The organism is Maricaulis sp. (genome assembly GCF_048268525.1).
Taxonomy (GTDB): Bacteria; Pseudomonadota; Alphaproteobacteria; order Caulobacterales; family Maricaulaceae; genus Maricaulis.
Map to the genome: position 1 here is coordinate 1 of NZ_JBLWVH010000028.1, position 17,466 is coordinate 17,466.

Annotated in this window: 15 protein-coding genes and 1 tRNA gene; 11 read left to right on the top strand and 5 right to left on the bottom strand. The window is 63.2% G+C overall.

Annotation, left to right across the window (positions count from 1 at the left end; all coding sequences use genetic code 11):
• The first annotated feature begins 388 nt into the window (after positions 1 to 388).
• Positions 389 to 994: a type II toxin-antitoxin system RelB/DinJ family antitoxin gene (locus ACN0X9_RS13080; protein WP_417488008.1), complete on the top strand. Its 606-nt coding sequence runs from the start codon at positions 389 to 391 to the stop codon at positions 992 to 994.
• A gap of 48 nt (positions 995 to 1,042) precedes the next feature.
• On the opposite strand, the gene ACN0X9_RS13085 is transcribed toward ACN0X9_RS13080, so the two are convergent.
• The gene (locus tag ACN0X9_RS13085) at positions 1,043 to 2,524 is read right to left on the bottom strand and encodes a serine hydrolase domain-containing protein (protein WP_417488009.1); all 1,482 of its coding nucleotides are present in this window, start codon (positions 2,522 to 2,524) and stop codon (positions 1,043 to 1,045) included.
• Between the two features lie 89 nt (positions 2,525 to 2,613).
• Between ACN0X9_RS13085 and ACN0X9_RS13090 the strand changes: the two genes are divergently transcribed.
• Positions 2,614 to 3,168 carry a winged helix-turn-helix domain-containing protein gene (locus ACN0X9_RS13090; RefSeq protein WP_417488010.1) on the top strand — a complete coding sequence of 185 codons (555 nt, stop codon included), beginning with the start codon at positions 2,614 to 2,616 and terminating at the stop codon, positions 3,166 to 3,168.
• Between the two features lie 38 nt (positions 3,169 to 3,206).
• Here the strand turns inward: ACN0X9_RS13090 and ACN0X9_RS13095 are convergent, their stop codons facing one another.
• Positions 3,207 to 4,406 carry a Fic family protein gene (locus ACN0X9_RS13095; protein WP_417488011.1) on the bottom strand — a complete coding sequence of 400 codons (1,200 nt, stop codon included), beginning with the start codon at positions 4,404 to 4,406 and terminating at the stop codon, positions 3,207 to 3,209.
• 383 nt (positions 4,407 to 4,789) lie between these two features.
• Here ACN0X9_RS13095 and gyrA point away from each other — a divergent pair, with 383 nt between their 5' ends.
• The 5 genes from gyrA to ACN0X9_RS13120 all read left to right on the top strand — a co-directional run bounded on the left by gyrA (position 4,790) and on the right by ACN0X9_RS13120 (position 10,237).
• On the top strand, positions 4,790 to 7,618 hold the full coding sequence (gyrA, locus tag ACN0X9_RS13100) for a DNA gyrase subunit A (RefSeq protein WP_417488012.1): 2,829 nt from the start codon (positions 4,790 to 4,792) through the stop codon (positions 7,616 to 7,618).
• Between the two features lie 106 nt (positions 7,619 to 7,724).
• Positions 7,725 to 8,213 carry a pantetheine-phosphate adenylyltransferase gene (coaD, locus tag ACN0X9_RS13105; RefSeq protein WP_417488013.1) on the top strand — a complete coding sequence of 163 codons (489 nt, stop codon included), beginning with the start codon at positions 7,725 to 7,727 and terminating at the stop codon, positions 8,211 to 8,213.
• Between the two features lie 2 nt (positions 8,214 to 8,215).
• The gene (locus ACN0X9_RS13110; protein ID WP_417488014.1) at positions 8,216 to 9,166 is read left to right on the top strand and encodes a peptidylprolyl isomerase; all 951 of its coding nucleotides are present in this window, start codon (positions 8,216 to 8,218) and stop codon (positions 9,164 to 9,166) included.
• A gap of 8 nt (positions 9,167 to 9,174) precedes the next feature.
• Positions 9,175 to 9,627, top strand: coding sequence for a peptidylprolyl isomerase (locus tag ACN0X9_RS13115; protein WP_417488015.1), 453 nt, complete (start codon positions 9,175 to 9,177; stop codon positions 9,625 to 9,627).
• Positions 9,628 to 9,631: 4 nt separating this feature from the next.
• Positions 9,632 to 10,237, top strand: a complete 606-nt coding sequence (locus ACN0X9_RS13120; protein ID WP_417488016.1) for a carboxymuconolactone decarboxylase family protein — start codon at positions 9,632 to 9,634, stop codon at positions 10,235 to 10,237.
• Here the strand turns inward: ACN0X9_RS13120 and ACN0X9_RS13125 are convergent.
• On the bottom strand, positions 10,228 to 11,235 hold the full coding sequence (locus ACN0X9_RS13125) for an endonuclease/exonuclease/phosphatase family protein (protein WP_417488017.1): 1,008 nt from the start codon (positions 11,233 to 11,235) through the stop codon (positions 10,228 to 10,230). The genes ACN0X9_RS13120 and ACN0X9_RS13125 overlap by 10 nt on opposite strands.
• A gap of 84 nt (positions 11,236 to 11,319) precedes the next feature.
• Here ACN0X9_RS13125 and queA point away from each other — a divergent pair, with 84 nt between their 5' ends.
• The 3 genes from queA to ACN0X9_RS13140 are packed head-to-tail and all read left to right on the top strand — an operon-like array spanning position 11,320 to position 14,046.
• Positions 11,320 to 12,381 (top strand): tRNA preQ1(34) S-adenosylmethionine ribosyltransferase-isomerase QueA, encoded by a 1,062-nt coding sequence (gene queA, locus ACN0X9_RS13130; protein ID WP_417488018.1) that lies wholly within the window; start codon positions 11,320 to 11,322, stop codon positions 12,379 to 12,381.
• Positions 12,378 to 13,520 carry a tRNA guanosine(34) transglycosylase Tgt gene (gene tgt / locus ACN0X9_RS13135; protein WP_417488019.1) on the top strand — a complete coding sequence of 381 codons (1,143 nt, stop codon included), beginning with the start codon at positions 12,378 to 12,380 and terminating at the stop codon, positions 13,518 to 13,520. The genes queA and tgt overlap by 4 nt, the downstream gene beginning before the upstream one ends.
• Before the next feature lies 1 nt (position 13,521).
• Positions 13,522 to 14,046: a GNAT family N-acetyltransferase gene (locus ACN0X9_RS13140; protein WP_417488020.1), complete on the top strand. Its 525-nt coding sequence runs from the start codon at positions 13,522 to 13,524 to the stop codon at positions 14,044 to 14,046.
• A 368-nt stretch (positions 14,047 to 14,414) separates the two neighbouring features.
• Here ACN0X9_RS13140 and ACN0X9_RS13145 read toward each other — a convergent pair whose 3' ends face one another.
• Both ACN0X9_RS13145 and ACN0X9_RS13150 read right to left on the bottom strand, forming a co-directional pair.
• A complete protein-coding gene (locus tag ACN0X9_RS13145; protein WP_417488021.1) occupies positions 14,415 to 15,005 on the bottom strand; it encodes a PRC-barrel domain-containing protein in 591 nt (196 codons plus the stop codon).
• Positions 15,006 to 15,140: 135 nt separating this feature from the next.
• Positions 15,141 to 15,749 (bottom strand): hypothetical protein, encoded by a 609-nt coding sequence (locus ACN0X9_RS13150; protein ID WP_417488022.1) that lies wholly within the window; start codon positions 15,747 to 15,749, stop codon positions 15,141 to 15,143.
• A gap of 129 nt (positions 15,750 to 15,878) precedes the next feature.
• On the opposite strand from ACN0X9_RS13150, the gene ACN0X9_RS13155 reads away from it, so the two are divergent.
• A tRNA-Lys gene (locus ACN0X9_RS13155) sits at positions 15,879 to 15,954 on the top strand.
• Positions 15,955 to 17,466: the final 1,512 nt, after the last annotated feature.

Sequence of the window (17,466 nt, forward strand, 5' to 3'; positions counted from 1 at the left end):
CCACAAGGCCCGTCAGCATGGCGATGGCGAGAAGACGTAACGTCATGAAAGCCCCCGATAGGCGGTGTGGGTCAACAGCTCGGGCCTAGTGAGGCAGGCCTGTTGCGACAAGGCAAGGATTTGTGACGGCGCGGCATGATTCCAACCCGAGCGCACAATTCCCCACAGCCACCGTCATCCCCCGGATGCCCGCTGCGCGGTCACCCGGGGGATGACGGTGTATTCACAGAACGGTCTTTTCGCACCCCGTATGACCGAAATTTCATCAATGAATTCAGTGTCCGGACGCTATAATGCGTGCGTCGGGACGGCAAATGGGTTCCGATTATCAGTGTGGGCGTGGCCGATTGGAGCGGCACCACGCAGATGGCGTGCAGCGGAGTTTGCGATGAAACGGCGTGAAAAGCAGAGCGAGTTCCTGGAAATCCGCATTGGTCACCAGACCAAGCAGGACTTCATGGAGGCGTGCCAATCGCATGGCGTGACGGCCAGCGAAGTGCTTCGTGCCTATGTCGAAACCTACCCCGCTTCGCGCCATCGCCGCCGGGTGCTCCCCCAAATCAATATCAAGGAGTTCACCATGCCCGCCAGTTTTCTTGCCCTCGTTACCGCTGTTGCCCTGAGCACCGGATTGCAGACCTCGGCCCCCGCCATTGCCGACCGCGATGACCCGGAGGCCAGCTTCGCCGCGGTCGACCGGGATGGCAGCGATGATTTCGACCTCGCCGAGCTCTTCGTTGAAGCCGGACTCACCCCGGACGGGCAGCTCGGTCCGGATTTGCGCGCTGAAGTGACCGGCTCGGTCCAGACGGCCCTGGCCGAGCTCGGCATGAATGCCCAGGCCGGTGTGGCGTCGCCCGACTTCCTCAACCGCGTCATTGCCAATGCCGAGGAGAGTGCCGTGACCAGTGTGACGGCCGTTTTCCACCGGATCGACGCCGATGGTGATGGCCGGGTCACGCGCGCGGAATTCATGACGTACAGCATCGACTGATCGATCGCAGGCGCGGGACCCGGCCGCCTGGCGGCCGGGTCCCGATGCTCAACCGATTTGCAGACCGGCGATCTGCCGTGTCTGTGGGTCCGGTGTGTCGAAGATCAGCTCAACCGACCGTCCGAGGGCGGGTGCGTAGACTGCAATGCGGACCTGCGCTTCGTCTGCCTGAAGCGCGGCCAGTCGGTGGTCGGTCAGGTCAGCAGCGACCTGCTCGAAGAGGGCCAGGTGTTCCTGCAGCGGCGCAGCGGCCAGCAAGGCGGGCGTGAAGCGGGCTTCGATGAAGGCCTGGCGCGCTGCCGCATCGGCGTCGAGCGCGGCGAGATAGTCGTGCACCAGCCGAGCGGCTGGCGTGTCCGGAAGCTTGAGACTCGCATCGGCTGGCGGGGTTGCGGGCGCGACCTGCCAGGGCCGGTCAAACCAGGCGGCCGTCAATACGTCGACAACCCGGTCGGCATTGAGATGGCGCTGATTGGTGGCGACGAACAGGATCAGACCGTGATCGGCCAGCTCGCGCCAATGGGCGTTGAAGTGCGCCGACCCGCCATTATGCCAGTAGATGCGGCCGAGTTCCGGGTCATCCTCGACCACCAGCCCATAGCCGTAATAGGAGGCGCCGCCGCCTTCATCCTGGAACGGCGTCTGGCCGAGATCGCGCGCCTCCGGCGAGATCAGCTCACCCGCTGACCAGGCCTGACGCCAGGCCAGCATGTCCGGCGCGGTCGAGACCAGCCCGCCATTGCCGATCAAATTCCAGTTCGGCGGATGGCCGCCCCAGGAGGCCTCGGATACGTCGCGCCCGTCGCGCAAATGGACGGAGCGCTGGGTGTCATGGGCGGTCTGATAGCCGGTATCCTGGATGCCGGCAGCGGCCAGCCGGTCGCGCAGCAGGCTTTCATAGGTCTGGCCCGTCGCCCGCTCGATCATGGCGGCGGCGAGGGAGAAGCCGACATTGGAATAATAATACGCCGTGCCCGGCTCGAAGCGCAGCGGAGCGGCAAAGGCATTGGCCCGGAAGGTGTCGAAATCCTCTTCCGCCAAATCATCTCCGACCCCGCCGGGCAGGCCGGCCGCATGGGTCAGGAGCTGGTGCAAGGTGATGTCGGCCTTGTCGGCGGGGACATCGTCGAACATATCGGCCAGGCGCAGATCGGCCGACAGCGTGCCGTCGCTGATCAGCTGGGCCGCCAGCATGCCGGTATAGCTCTTGGTGATCGATGCGATATCGACCTGGGTGTCGGGGCCGAAGAGGCGACCGGTCTGCGGGTCGGCCTCACCGGCCCCTCGCATCAAAACCGTTTCGCCTTCCAGTGACAGGCCGACAATACCGGTGAAGCCGGCAGCCTCGAGCGCGTCAAAGGCCTCTGACAGGCGGTCACTGGCGGCGCCATGGTCGACAATCTGTTCGGCCGCCTGTTCGGCCGCCTGTGCGGTCGCCGCGGAGGTCGCCGCGGAGGTGATAGCCAGAGCCAGGCTCAACGCAGCAGCAAGCTGGCCGGGCGTGCGGCTGAGGAATGACAAAGCTTTCATGGTTTTGGCTCTCCTTGCTCATGTTAGCCCTGACTGGCTAGGATGGCGGCGCTTCGGCGTCCTGACGAAAACCTGTTGGATAGGCTGACATGACATTTTCCTCACCCGGCGGGGACGTCGCCGACGCGACGCGTTTCCGGATCGGCACGGCCCATTGTGACCTCATCGCCTGCGTGCTGGTGCGCGAGGGCGAGACCCATCGCCTCGAACCGCGCCTGGCCGGTGTGTTGCACCTGCTCGCCCGCCGCGGTATCAGCCCGGTCACCCGCGATGAATTCCTGGAGACGGTGTGGGAGGAGGATGGCAGTGATGAAGCGCTCAACCAGGCCATTTCCCGCCTGCGGCGCCTGCTCGGCGATGCCAGCCTGATCCGCACCCTGCCGCGCATCGGCTACAGCCTCAGCGCCCCGGTCGAGCGCGCCGACACCCTGCCAAGCCCGGCCCCGACCTCACCCTTCCAGACCTGGCTGCGCACCGGCCTGGGCTTCATAAAACGCCCCTTCCTCACCGGGCTCGCTGTCGGCGTGCTTGTCACGGCGCTGCTGGCGAGTGTGTTCTGGCCGAGAACGCTGGAGCAGGAGTTCGAGGTGTTTGGCGGGGAGCCGGCCGAAGCGGGGCTGACCTTGCCGGATGAGGCGGGGTAGGGGGCGTCATCGTCAATGCTGCGAAAAGCGCCGTCCGATCACGCTTGTTTCTCCGGAAACAGGCCCGGCATCCATGCGGATGCCAGCCTGGCCGGAAACGCCAGCTTGAGATCGGATTTGTGGGTTTGCGATGTCAGCACGCCGGCTTTGGTGAGTTCGGCAGCAACCCGTCGGCCAGAGCGGTCAGCCATGCCAAGTGTGTTTTCCAGCTCTCCGCGCGGAAGCGAACCCCGATAGAGAATGGCCTCCATAAGGCGTCCGGCCTTTGCGGGTAGACGACCGGCATCATGCTCATTCTTCGTCCATAGCAGGACGCGCTCCCGGAGTGCTGCCGGCTGCATCAGGCCCGCCATGAAGTCGACCTGATCAATACAGGTTTCCAGAAAAAACCCGGTGAAGGCGGAGAGGGCTGCTTCACTCAGTGTGCCGCGCCCATCCAGATCATTTCGACGGTCAGCATCGCACGATGCCAAATGGCTTTTGTAAGCATCAACTTTTCGAGCGAGACCACGCGCCACCGACCAGAGCCCGCCGGTATCGAGCGAGCGAAGCAGCATGGCATGAGACATCAGGCGGGCAACGCGGCCATTGCCGTCGGCAAAGGGGTGTATCCATAAAAGACGGTGGTGGGCTCCGGCCGCTGCAATTATGGCGCTGGATTTTCCGAGCGCGCCATAAGCCCGATCGAAGCGATCCATGAAGCGTGGTATCGCTCCGGGGCTGACTGGAACATGCCTGCCCACCTGCACATAACCGGTGCGGTATTCCCCGGGAATGACCCTCTCTTTTTCTTTTGTATCGGGATTTTCGACCCATAGCAGGCTGTCCGGCAGTGCGTCGCAAAACCGTCGATGAATCTCGCACAAGGAGGCTGCGGAGCTTTCCGTACCAGCGATACTTCCGGTATCGATCCAGGATTGCACGGTGATGTGCGCTTTGGCTTCGAGCTGCAGATCCCGCTTCTCGGGGTCGGCGCTATAGTCTTCCTGCAGCGCCCTTTCGATATCAATCGGGTGGGTTTCGTGCCCCTCGATGAGATTGCTATAATAGCAATTCATTGAGCGAACGAGGTCCGCCAGGGCCGAAACGATCTCTTTTGGCAGGCTGCTTTTGAAAGCGGCGGATTTGGTTGCAAGCTCCAGTGCGAGGTCGTTCAGCGCGCCACGATGGCGCGATGTCTCGGAAATCAGGAGCGGCTCCATAAGGCCGATTGTTTCGCCGCGATCTTCAAGGGTCATTTTTTGGCCGGTTTTTTGGCCGGTTTCTTGGCCAGTTCAACTTTACTCATACTTTCAATCATAACATGAGGTTTCACATTTTGTGTGAAAATTCCGGGCCACAAAAATGGCCGGTTTTTTGGCCGGTTTTATTGTGTCGCTAGAAAAGTGGCTCTGAAATATCGGCACGAAGAATCTGATAGGCCAAACCAACTATCCCCCAACCGCCCCCCGCATTTGCTCTCCCCCCTCGCGATTGTTAAGACTCTGCGACAGGAAAGCCGCCTGATTCACACTGATGATTCGCGCCCGCGCGCGAGGGTGTGGGATCGGCGGCGATTTTCGTGAGGGTGCGGTCGGGGCAATCGTGACCGCCATTGCGACACAATGAAAAGAGGGCCGCCTTGAGCGATCACGACGACACGCCGAACACCCCGGAAGACGGACCCGAAAACTCTGGTGGCCAGCCGCCAGCCCTGCCGGACGGGATTGGCAATATCGCCATCGAGGACGAGATGAAGTCGTCCTATCTCGATTATGCGATGAGCGTGATCGTGTCTCGCGCCATTCCCGATGCCCGTGACGGGCTGAAGCCGGTGCACCGCCGCATCCTCTATACGATGCATGAGAACGGGCAGACGCACGAAAAGTCCTACCGCAAATGTGCGACCGCCGTCGGTGATGTGATGGGTCGCTATCACCCGCATGGTGACCAGGCGGTCTATGACTCGCTGGTGCGCCTCGCCCAGTCCTGGTCGATGCGGGTGCCGCTGATCGACGGGCAGGGCAATTTCGGCTCGGTCGATGGCGATCCGCCTGCCGCCTATCGTTATACCGAGGCGCGGATGCAGAAGGTGGCGCAATCCCTGCTGGCCGATATCGACAAGGACACGGTCAATTTCGTCGATAATTACTCGGCTGAGCGCCAGGAGCCGGTGGTGCTGCCGGCGCGCTATCCCAACCTGCTGGTCAATGGCGCTGGCGGTATCGCCGTCGGCATGGCGACCAATGTCCCGCCGCACAATCTGGGCGAGGTGATTGATGGCACGCTGGCCCTGCTGGAAAACCCCTCACTGACCGAAGGCGAGCTGCTGGATTATATCCCGGGACCGGACTTCCCGACCGGTGGCCTGATCCTCGGCCGCACCGGCGCCCGCAATGCGGTGCTGACCGGGCGTGGCTCGATCGTGATGCGCTCGCGCACCTCGATCGAGGAAGTGCGCAAGGACCGCATGGCGATCATCGTCCACGAGATCCCCTACCAGGTGAACAAGGCGTCGATGATCGAGAAGATCGCCGACTTGGTGCGCGACAAGAAGATCGAGGGCATTGCCGACCTGCGCGATGAAAGTGACCGCAATGGCATGCGCGTGGTGATCGAGCTGAAGCGCGACGCCAATGCCGATGTCATCCTCAACCAGCTGTTCCGCTGGTCGCCGATGCAGACGAGTTTCGGTGCCAATATGCTCTCCTTGGTCGGCGGTCGCCCGCAATTGCTGGGCGCGCTGGATATCCTCAAGGAATTCCTGCGCTTCCGCGAGGAAGTGGTGGCGCGTCGGGCCAAGTTCGAGCTCAACAAGGCGCGCGATCGGGCCCATGTCATCATTGGCCTGGCGCTGGCCGTGGCCAATATCGACGAGGTCATCGCCCTCATCCGCAAGGCGCCCAATCCGGCCACTGCGCGTGAGCAATTGATGGCACGCGACTGGCCGGCCATGGATGTGGCGCCGCTGGTCGAACTGGTCGCCGATCCGCGCTCCATGCTGCGCGACGACAATACGCTGCGGCTGACCGAGGAGCAGGCGAGGGCGATCCTGGAGCTGCGCCTCAACCGCCTGACCGGTCTGGGTCGTGAAGAACTGGGCAATGAGGCCAAGACGCTGGCCGACCAGATCGCCGATCTCCTGGATCTGCTGCGCTCGCGTCAGCGCGTGCTCGACATCATTCGCGACGAGCTGACCGAGGTGCGCGAGAACTACGCCACGCCGCGGCGCTCGGAATTCGTCGATGCCGAGCTTGATTTCGAGGATGAGGATCTCATCCCGCGTGACGAGATGGTCGTCACCGTCACCCATGGCGGTTATGCCAAACGCACCGCGCTGTCCGATTACCGGGCCCAGCGCCGCGGCGGCAAGGGCCGTTCGGGCATGGCGACCAAGGATGAGGATTTCATCGCCACGCTGTTTGTCGCCTCGACCCACGCGCCGCTCTTGTTCTTCTCCAATCGCGGCATGGTCTACAAGACCAAGACCTGGCGTCTGCCGTTGGGCGCGCCGAATACGCGCGGCAAGGCGCTGATCAACCTCCTGCCATTGGAGCAGGGCGAGACCATCACCTCGATCATGGCTCTGCCGGAAGACGAGAGCAGCTGGGCCGACATGAATGTCATGTTCGCCACCAATAAGGGCACCGTCCGCCGCAACAGGCTGTCCGACTTCGTCCAGGTCAACCGCAATGGCAAGATTGCGATGAAGCTGGAGGAAGAGGACGACCAGATCGTCAATGTGGTGCTGTGCACCGAGCAGGATGACGTCTTCCTGACCACCCACAAGGGTCGCGCCATCCGCTTCCCGGCGACCGATGTCCGCGTCTTTGCCGGCCGCAATTCGGTTGGCGTTCGCGGCATCCGCCTGGCCGAGGGCGACGAGCTGATCTCGATGGCGATCCTGCGCCATATCGATGTCACCTCGCCGGAGGCGCGCACCTATCTCAAACACGCCACCGCCATGCGCCGGGCGCTGGGCGATGATGAAGAGATCGAAACCGTCAGCAATGACGCCGACGAAGACGGTGATGATGAAGCCGCCCTGTCGACCGAGCGCCTGGCCGAGCTGGGCGCCGCCGAGGAATTCCTCCTCACGGTCGCATCGGACGGCATGGGCAAACGCTCATCGGCCTATGATTTCCGGGTGATGGGGCGTGGCAATAACGGCGTCGCCGCAACCGATATCAAACGCGACATTCCGCTTTCGGCCAGCTTCCCGGTCGAGGATGCCGACCAGATCATGGCCGTCACCGATGGCGGTCAGCTGATCCGCTTCCCGGTCGATACCGTCCGCATCGCCAGCCGCTCATCGCGCGGTGTGCGCCTGATCCGCCTCAATGAAGGCGAGAATGTCGTCGCGGTGGTTCGTATCCAGGATGCCGGAGATGAGGCCGATGAAGACGGCGACGGCGAGACTGTCGTCGATGCGGGGCCGGCTCCGGAAGCCGGCGACAGCCCGTCCGAATAGTGCGACCGGCGAGGCGGGATTGTTGATCTCGCCTCGCCCATCTGCCAGACAGGAGCCTGGTGCCGGGGAGGTGCCATAGGGGCGCCAAGCCCGGGAGAGATTGGCCATGACCCGTACTGCGCTCTATCCGGGCACATTTGATCCCCTGACCAATGGTCATATCGACATTATCGGCCGGGCCGTGAAACTGGTTGATCATCTGGTCATCGGTGTCGCGATCAATGAGGGCAAGAAGCCGCTTTTCAGCCTCGACGAGCGCGTCGACATGGTACGCGAGGAAGTCGCGCAATTCGCCGATGGCGCGCAGATCGAGGTGCGGCCCTTCGACGGCCTGCTGATGCATTTCGCCGAGGAGATCGGCGCCCAGTCGATCGTGCGAGGGCTTCGGGCTGTGTCCGATTTCGAGTATGAATTCCAGATGGTCGCCATGAACCAGCAACTCAATGATGACATTGAGACCGTATTCCTGATGGCCGACCCCCGTCACCAGGCGATCGCGTCGCGCCTGGTCAAGGAAATCGCCAAGCTGGGCGGCAATATCTCCGCCTTCGTGACGCCCAATATTGAACGCCGATTGAAGGAGCGTCTTGCGTGATCATGCGTTTTACCCTTTCCGCCACTCTCGCCCTGGCCCTGACCGCCGGGGCCTGCGCCCGCGAAGCTGAAGTCTCGGAGACCGACCGGAACGCGGCGGCACCAATGGCGCTGGCCACGGCTGCCCAAGCTGAGGGTGCGGCACCACAATGGGATCTGCCGGACGATGCCTGGCGGACCGCGGACCAGGAAGACCTGCTCTATATCGAAACCGACCACGGCATGGTCATTGTCGAGATGGCACCGGAATTCGCGCCCAACCATGTCGCTCGCATGCGCCGCCTGGTTCATGAGCGCTTCTATGATTTCCTGGTCTGGCACCGGGTGATCGACGGCTTCATGGCCCAGGGTGGCGGAGCTCGCACCAATCCAGGGCATGCTGCCGAGGTGGAAGGCCTGGAGGCCGAATTCACAGTCCGCCGCTCCGGCGAGCCGGTGGTGACCGAGCTGATGGACCGGATCATCAATCCGCGCGCTTTGCCGCAAATGGCCAAGGCCGGCTTCTGGGACGGCTTCCATGCCGGGACCCAGACCTCGGCCCTCGCGGCGATCACCGGTGACGGACAGGTCCAGTCCTGGCTGCTGCATTGCGCCGGGTCTGCCGCTGCGGCCCGTACCAGCGATCCCAACTCGGCCCGCAGCCAGTTCTTCATTACCCGCGGCAATGCCGAGCATCTCAACGCGCAATACACGGCCTGGGGCCGGGTTCGCGTCGGCCAGGCGGCTGTTGATGCCCTGGCGGTGGGCTCCGCCATGGAAGACCCCGGTTTCCGGCCGGACAATATCCGTTCGATGCGGATCGGTGACGAATTGCCGGCCGACGAGCAGGTGACCATCCAGGTCGCCGATACCGATTCAGCGGCCTTTGCCGCCTATCTGGACACGCTGCGCAGCCCGTCTGGCAATCTGCCCGACATTTGCGATATCACCGTGCCGACACGAATTGTGGAATAGGAAGACCCATGGCTGAAGAACAACTCGTATTCACGCTTGAAGGCGGTGACGTCACGATCAAGCTGCGTCCCGACCTCGCGCCCAAGCATGTGGCGCGGATCACCGAGATGGCAAAGGAAGGCTTTTATGACGGGCTGAACTTCCACCGCGTGATTGACGGTTTCGTGGCCCAGGGCGGTTGCCCGAACGGCAATGGCATGGGCGGTTCCGGCCAGCACATCCCGGCCGAGTTCTCTGCCGAGCCGCATGTGCGTGGCACAATGTCGATGGCGCGCGCTTCCGATCCGGACAGCGCATCGAGCCAGTTCTTCATCTGCCTGGATGACGTGCCTTACCTCAACAACCAGTACACGGTATGGGGCGAAGTGATCTCCGGCATGGAACATGTCGACGCGCTGCCCAAGGGCGAGCCGCCAGCCAATCCGGGCAAGATCATCAAGGCATCGGTCGTCGAGGCGTAAGGCCTTGAGCTGGATCAAGACACTCGATCGAAAGGCGGCCGATGGCCGCCTTTCGACTATCTATGACCGGGTCGCCGGCAAGACCGGCCAGATCGACAATATCCTTGCCGCCCATTCGCTGCGCCCGCATACGCTTGAAGGGCACATGGCCCTCTACAAGGCGGTGCTGCACCATTACGGCAACACTCTCGACAAGGCCTATCTGGAAGCCATCGGCACCTGGGTCTCGTCGCTGAACAAGTGCGCCTATTGCGTCGAACACCATTTCGCCGGGCTCAAGCGCCTGTTGAATGACGATGCGCGGTCGAACGAGATCCGCGATGCCATCGACGCGGGTATCCCGGAGCGCGCCTTCTCGGGCCGCGAGCTGGCCGGCCTGCGCTATGCCGAGCTGCTGACCTGTGCACCGGACAAGCTGACCCAGATGCATGTGATGGCCTTGCGCGAGGCCGGTTTCGAGGATGGCGAAATTCTCGAGATCAATCAGGTTACGGCCTATTTCGCCTATGCCAACCGGACTGTCCTGGGGCTCGGCGTGAACCCGGCCGGCGAGGCGCTGGGCCTGTCACCGAACACGTCGGATGACCCGGATAACTGGTCTCACGACTGATCCACGGGCGCGCGCAATCGCAGCCGCGCGATCAGCGGCCGATGATCCGACCCGGTATCGGGCCCGGCGTCGATCGATCCTGTTTCCCAGGCCTCGCCGGCAAAAATGTGGTCTATGCCCACCAGCATCGGCGGCAGCGGCGGGGCGATGCCGCCATCGCGCGTGAACAGGCCTTCCGATGGCCAGCTCGGCAGGGCGATGGAGCGGCGTTCCAGGCCCAGATCCCGTTCGATTCGTGCCAGGGCGCGCGAGGGCGCGGCGGCGTTGAAATCGCCCATCACGATCAGCGTGTCCTGCGGCTCACGGGCGAGGGCGCGGGCCAGATTTCGGCGCTGGCAGTCCTGTGCGGCTGAGGGGAAGGGCCAGGTCAGATGGACCGAGACGATCATCGCCTGACGACCGTCCGGCAGTTCGATGCGGGCCCAGACCGCCGGCGGTAATTCCCAGTCACACGGTACGGCGTTCTCGAACGAGATCTCCGGCGGATGACGCACGCAGCCGCTGTCCAGCATCGGCAGTCGGCTGAGCACGCGTGCCGAGCGACAGCGGGCGATATGCGGGAAGGCGGCTTCCAGCTGGTCGACCACCGGCTTGGCCTGCCGTGTGGCTTCCTGCAAGGCGAGGATGTCCGGTGCCAGCGAAGACAGGACGGCAGGCGCTTCGACTGGATTGGTGCTGAGTCCCCAAAGATTGTGGGTGACGATGGTGAGTTCGGTGGCGTCATCGCCGATCGCACCCGGCGCTGATTGGTTGAGACGTCGCAGGACTTCCGGTCCGGCCGGCAAAAGCACCAGCGCACACCCCAATGCCAGGGCCATCGGGACCCAGCGATGCCGGTTGCGTAGCGAGAACAGGGTCACCGCCAGCACTAAGAGCGCGACCATTGGCCAGATCTGGCGCCAGGCATCGAAACCGCGCCACAACGGGGCCAGCGTGATGAAGGCGGCCAAGCTGAGGACCGCGCACAAGGCGAGGAAGGCGGTAATCGTGTGACGCAAGGATGAGGGCTTCCGGTTTGTTTGTCAGGCTTTCTACACGCCAAAGATTGCGAACCGGTGTGTCCGAATATAGACCCCGCAGCCATGCGTGTTTCCGACTTTGACTTCCACCTCCCCGAGGAGCGGATCGCCCTGCGGCCCGCCCGCCCGCGTGATGCGGCGCGGATGCTTCATATTGCCTCCAATGGCGTGTTCGCCGATCGCGGTGTGCGCGACCTGCCAGACCTGTTGCAGCCCGGTGATCTGATGGTGTTCAACGACACCCGCGTCATCCCTGCCGCGCTGAAGGGCATTCGCCCGGCGCGGGCGGTGGGCGGAGGCGGTCCGGTTGAGGTCGAGGTCAATCTGCACAAGCGGATCGATGCCTCGGCCTGGCGCGCCTTCGTGCGCCCGGCCAAGCGGCTGCGCATGGGTGACGAGATCGCCTTTGGCGAAACGCTCAAGGCCGAAGTGACCGGCAAGTCGGAAGGCGGCGATGTCCGTCTGGCCTTCAACGCCACCGGTGCGGCGCTGGATGCGGCCATCGCGGTGGCCGGCGAGATGCCGCTGCCGCCCTATATCGCCCGAAAGCGCGGTGTCGACGAGCAGGACGAGGCCGACTACCAGACCCTGTTCGCCACCCATGAAGGATCGGTCGCAGCGCCGACCGCCGGCCTCCATTTCACACCGGAGCTGATGGCGGCGCTGGAGGCGCGCGGTGTCGAGCAGACCCGCGTCACCTTGCATGTCGGGGCGGGGACTTTCCTGCCGGTGAAGTCCGACGATACCGATGATCACCAGATGCATTCGGAATGGTGCACGGTCTCGCCCGATGCCGCCGACGCCATCAATGCCGCCAAGGCCGAGGGGCGCCGGGTCATCCCGGTCGGTACCACGGCGCTGCGCACCATTGAGAGCCTGGCCTCAGGGCCGGGCGTCATCAAGGCGGGCAGCCGCGACACCGATATCTTCCTTACGCCGGGTTCGGAGTTTGCCATCACCGACATGCTGATGACCAATTTCCACCTGCCCAAATCGACGCTCTTCATGCTGGTCAGCGCCCTGTCGGGGCTGGACGTCATGCAGCGCGCCTATGCCCATGCCATTGCGGCGGAGTATCGTTTCTACTCCTATGGCGATGCCTGCCTGCTGGAGCGCCGCACATGACGACCTTTCCCTATGAGATCCACGCCACCGATGGCGCGGCCCGCACCGGCGTGCTGAAGACCAGCCGCGGCGATATCCGCACGCCCGCCTTCATGCCGGTCGGCACGGCGGCGACGGTCAAGGCGCTCTACATGGACCAGGTCCGCGAGACCGGGGCCGATATCATCCTGGGCAATACCTATCACCTCATGCTGCGCCCCGGCGCCGAGCGGGTGAAACGCCTTGGAGGGCTGCACAAGTTTTCTACCTGGAAAGGCCCGATGCTGACCGATAGTGGCGGCTTCCAGGTCTGGTCCCTGTCCAAGCTGCGCAAGATGACCGAGGAGGGGGTGAAGTTCCGCTCCCATATCGACGGCTCCGAGCACAATCTCACGCCGGAGCGCTCGATCGAGATCCAGGCTGACCTTTTGGGTGCCGACATCTCCATGCAGCTGGACGAATGCACGCCCTTTGGCTGTTCGGAAAAAGAAGCCCGAACCAGCATGGAGCTTTCCATCCGCTGGGGGCAGCGCTCCAAGGCGGCCTTCGGAACGCGCGACAGCCAAGCCTTGTTCGGCATCGTCCAGGGTTCGGTGTTCGAAATCCTGCGCCGCGAGAGCGCCGAGCGCCTGATCGAGACCGGCTATGACGGCTATGCCATTGGCGGCCTCGCGGTCGGTGAGGGCTTTGAGAAAATGTGCGACGTGCTCGACTTCACCACGCCGCACCTGCCCACGGAACGCCCACGCTATCTGATGGGTGTCGGCAAGCCGATCGATCTCGTCGAGGCCGTCGCCCGCGGGGTCGACATGTTCGACTGCGTCCTGCCGACCCGTTCGGGGCGTCATGGCCAGGCCTGGTCGGATCATGGCCCGATCAATATCAAGCGCGCCGAGTTCGCCGAGGATGACAGCCCGCTCAATCCGGACATCGATTGCCCGGCCAGCCGGGATTATTCGAAAGCCTATCTCCACCACCTCTTCCGGGCCGGAGAATATCTCTCGGCCATGCTGCTCTCCTGGCATAATATCGCCTACTTCCAGCACCTGACGGCGCGCATGCGCGCGGCCATTGCGGCAGGTGAGTTCGAGGCGTTCCGGCGGGACTTCCGGGGCAAGTGGGAGCAGGGCCAGGCCGAAGCGGCTGCGCGGGCCGGCTGACATGTCGGTCACCATCTCAACCTGTGGCCCTGAGGCGTTGCGATCCAGGCGCGGAGAGTTCGCCGAGCTTCTGATCGATTGCGTTGGAGCCGGTGCCTCCATCGGCTTCATGGCGGACATCACACCGGCGCGGGCCGCGGCCTTCTGGGGCGGCGCGGCTGATCAAATCGAGCGCGGCGACCGCACGCTCTGGTGCGCCCTCGACAGCGCCACCGGCACGCTCCTCGGCACCGTCCAGCTGATCACCGGCCTGCCGGACAACCAGCCCCATCGCGGCGATGTCGCCAAGCTGATGGTCTCGCCCTCGGCCCGGCGCCGCGGTATTGCCGGGCAGTTGATGGCGGTGCTGGAAGACCATGCCCGCGAGACCGGGTTGCGCACGCTGGTCCTTGACACCGTGACCGGTTCGCCGGCCGATACGCTCTACCGCCAGCGCGGCTGGATCGAGGTCGGGCCGGTGCCGGACTATGCGCTGTTTCCGGATGGCAGCCCCTGCTCGACGACCTTCTTCTACAAGGCGCTTTGACGCTTCCGTCGGGCACACAGAGTTGGTTGATCTCTTGCCGCCACGCGTCAGACCCGCACGTGCCGGCGCGGAATGATCCATTGATCACTTGTCGGCCAGCGGGCCTCAGCCAGGGTTTCAGGTCAAGGGCGCCGCAGGCGCCGCTCCGCGGGCATGCCCCTTGAGCTGAAACCCTGGCTGAGGCGGTCTCTCGGCAAGTGATGAATGAGGCGGTGTGGCGCGCATCGCGCCACCGCGTCCCCGTGTTTTCAGCCTGGCCCCTCGCCTGACTCCCGGCCAAAAAGGTGCCCCCGGGTTGGGGGACCCGGGGGCTGAAGGGCTTCAGTTGGGAACAAGGGGCCTGAAGCCCGTTCGGGGCAGGGGCGCCCTTACCGGTTGGAGCCGGACGGTCCGTCGTCGAGCTCCTCGGTGTTCTCATTGTCACCATAGTCGCGGTCCGACAGCGGAAACTCGCTGGCCGCATCCTCGTTGAAGCGGGGCAGGGCTTCGTATTCGGCGCGGGTATAGTTGATCACCGCGATCGGGCGACGACCATCCGGGGCAAAGGTGACCTGTGACTGGTCGATCTGGACCTCATGGCCGCCGATATCCATCCAGCCACCGGCCTCGACCACAATGGCCTCGACATCGCCCTCGGCGGTCAGACGGACCCGTTCGATCTCGCCCAGGCGGCCGCCGTCACGGGTGTGCACACGCAGGCCGACCCAGTGGTGGTCATCGGTATAGGGCGCGCGGTCGAGGTCGGAATTGTCCCAGGCCTCGGCGGCGGCCCGGAACAGGTCATTGTCCTGGATGAAGCTCGAGCGCTGGGGCGCATTGGCCTGGCCCTCGACCTCGATCACGTCCTCGGACGGGGTCTGGTCCTGCTGTGCCAGGGCGGCGGCGCCGGCAAGGGCCAGGCTGCCACCGGCGACGGTCGTCACGGCAAAAGCGCGGGTCAGTTTGGAAAGGCGTGTCATGTAGACCTCCTTGGTTGTCCAAAGTCCGGCCGTTTCGGGCCGGGAATGACGATGGGATCACCGGCATTCAGGAGGACAACGCAGGGGGCGGGCGGTTTCTTCCCGCGTCCGACATGACAATTTCGCAAGGCGGGCCTAGTGGTGATCTTCCTCGACCAGGCCATAGGCTTCGAAGGCCCGTCGCATCTGGGCTGGCGGACAGCCAAACCCGTCATACAGGCCGCGCAGATAGGCGCGTCGGCGCTGGGCCATTTCCTGTTGCTCGCGTGCCTCGCGTTCAATGCGGCCGGCGCGGCCCAGGAAGCGAACCACCGGGCGGACCGGGTTCAGGCCGACAATGGTCGAATGGTAGAGGCCACGCGCACCGTCAGCGGCTGCATCGGGTGCCTGCGAGACGATATGCGCACCTTGGCCCATCCAGGTATCGTGATCGTGGGATTCCTCTTCCGCGATCCGCCGCTCTTCCTCGATGTCCGGACCCAGCACGACGGTCAGTCGGGCGACGTCCTGGGCGACCGTCGAGCAACGCCGACGCGAGCCTTCACCGCCATAGGGCGTCGGCACGGTGTCCTCACCCTCATCGACCATGACCCGGCCCGGACGCTCGCGCGGCAGGCCGACGGCATCCTCGAATGCTTCGGCGGTTTCCTCGCGGGCAAAATTGCCGGCACTGCTTGCGGATTGTCGTGTCGAACTGCATGCGCTCGCGCTCAACGCCACGACGACACATGCCAACAGACTCAATCTTCCCCTCATGAGCTGCATTTTAATCCGCGATTGCGGCGAAATCTCATCAAAAATGCTGAAATCCGCAGTCAAACCCCGATTGACCCTCCGGAATCGCCCGTATAGGTTCCGCGCTCCTCGTTCGGGGAGCCGATAGCTCAGCTGGTAGAGCAACTGACTTTTAATCAGTAGGTCCAGGGTTCGAGCCCCTGTCGGCTCACCATTCCTTTTATTCCATGTTTTCAAGAGAGTGGTGGCTCGGCGCGTGTGGCGCCGGGGGGGCTGACTTGTTCTCCGTATGGGAACTTGCCCGGAAAAATTCTGCGGTAGTACAGGCTGAAACATGCAATCGGTGGGCCGCAGCCACATAGCTAGACCCGCGGTGCCGGGTGATTGAATTATGTGGCGAAGTGTAAAAGGAACGCCAGCGGGGCCAGGCAGTCCAATCTATTGCGTGCCTTCAAACTCTTGATCGCGATGCCAAGCTGTGCAGCTAATACGGCCTGCCTCGCCGACAAATTCTGAGCGCCTACGACAAATTCGAAATTTGTCGGTTCCCTCAGAGTACTGAATGAATGTGTATTCATCGACGTAGAGGTCACGAATGCCTGTTTCGTTACAGCCAACCACTAGCGGGCAAAGTAGCCCAATTTTTATGATTTTTCGTAGCAACTCGTCATCTCCAATTCTGTGCGCGACCAAATTCCGTTTCAAGGAGCATGCTGAAGGTCAGGGCGCCGTGGATTCAGATGTCATGATAGTTGTCATGATACATTGAATAGTTGAGTTTACCTCTTACCGTTTACGTCGCACGCTCTTCTTTTTAAGAGGAGAAACAAATGATCGCCTCAGCTGTTCGAACCGGAAAATATCACGCGCTGTCAGAGTATCTTTGTGCTCGCCGTTCTAAGGGCGTTGTTACGCTTCGGTTTAAAGAGGTTGAGCAGATAATTCAGGCGAAGCTTCCGCCATCGGCGACGCGGTATCCCGAGTGGTGGGCTAACCAAACTAACACTGACAATCGCCCCCAAGCTTATGCATGGATGAGCCAAGGCTTCCGAGTGCAATCGGTTGTGCAAGCTGACGGCACAGGATGGGTGGAGTTCGTCAAGGCCTAGAGGCGTCGGCAACCTCGGCCAAGGAGGAGGTACCCGATCTACAATGAAGTCTCGCGCTTACGACTTTCGCGCCTGGCGCAGCCTGATCCATAAATCCTTGTCAGCCAGCGGGCCGTATCCGGTTCTTGAGGTCAAGGGCGCGTGAGCGCCGCTTCGCGGTTTTACCCTTGAGCTCAAGAACCGGATACGGCTTTCTCCCGGCAAGGGATGTATGGCGGGGTGGGCGCATTACGCCAGCCTTTATTTCCTCCAACATCTCACCACCGTCATCCCCCGGCTTGTCCGGGGGACCTCGTCCACCCGCTCGACGGGGAAGCGCAGGTCCCCCGGATCGCGGCATTGCCGCGACCGTGGGATGACGCCGGTGTGGGTCCGCAGAGGCTGGAACCACGGCACACATCTTCGTCTCCGTGCGCATTTGCGCCGAAGTGAGGGAGGGAACGGGATGTCGTTGGACACCGGGGTGTCCTGGTGGTCGTCTGCGGTGTCCGTGATGTCCTCGACATCCCGTTCTCGGAGATTTCCCGGACGCTCTCGCGACCGTTTCCAATGCGTCAGGTAGATGGGGTCGGTCGTTTAGTGCCCCGCGACCTGGTCGCACGCCCTGCCGGAGCTTT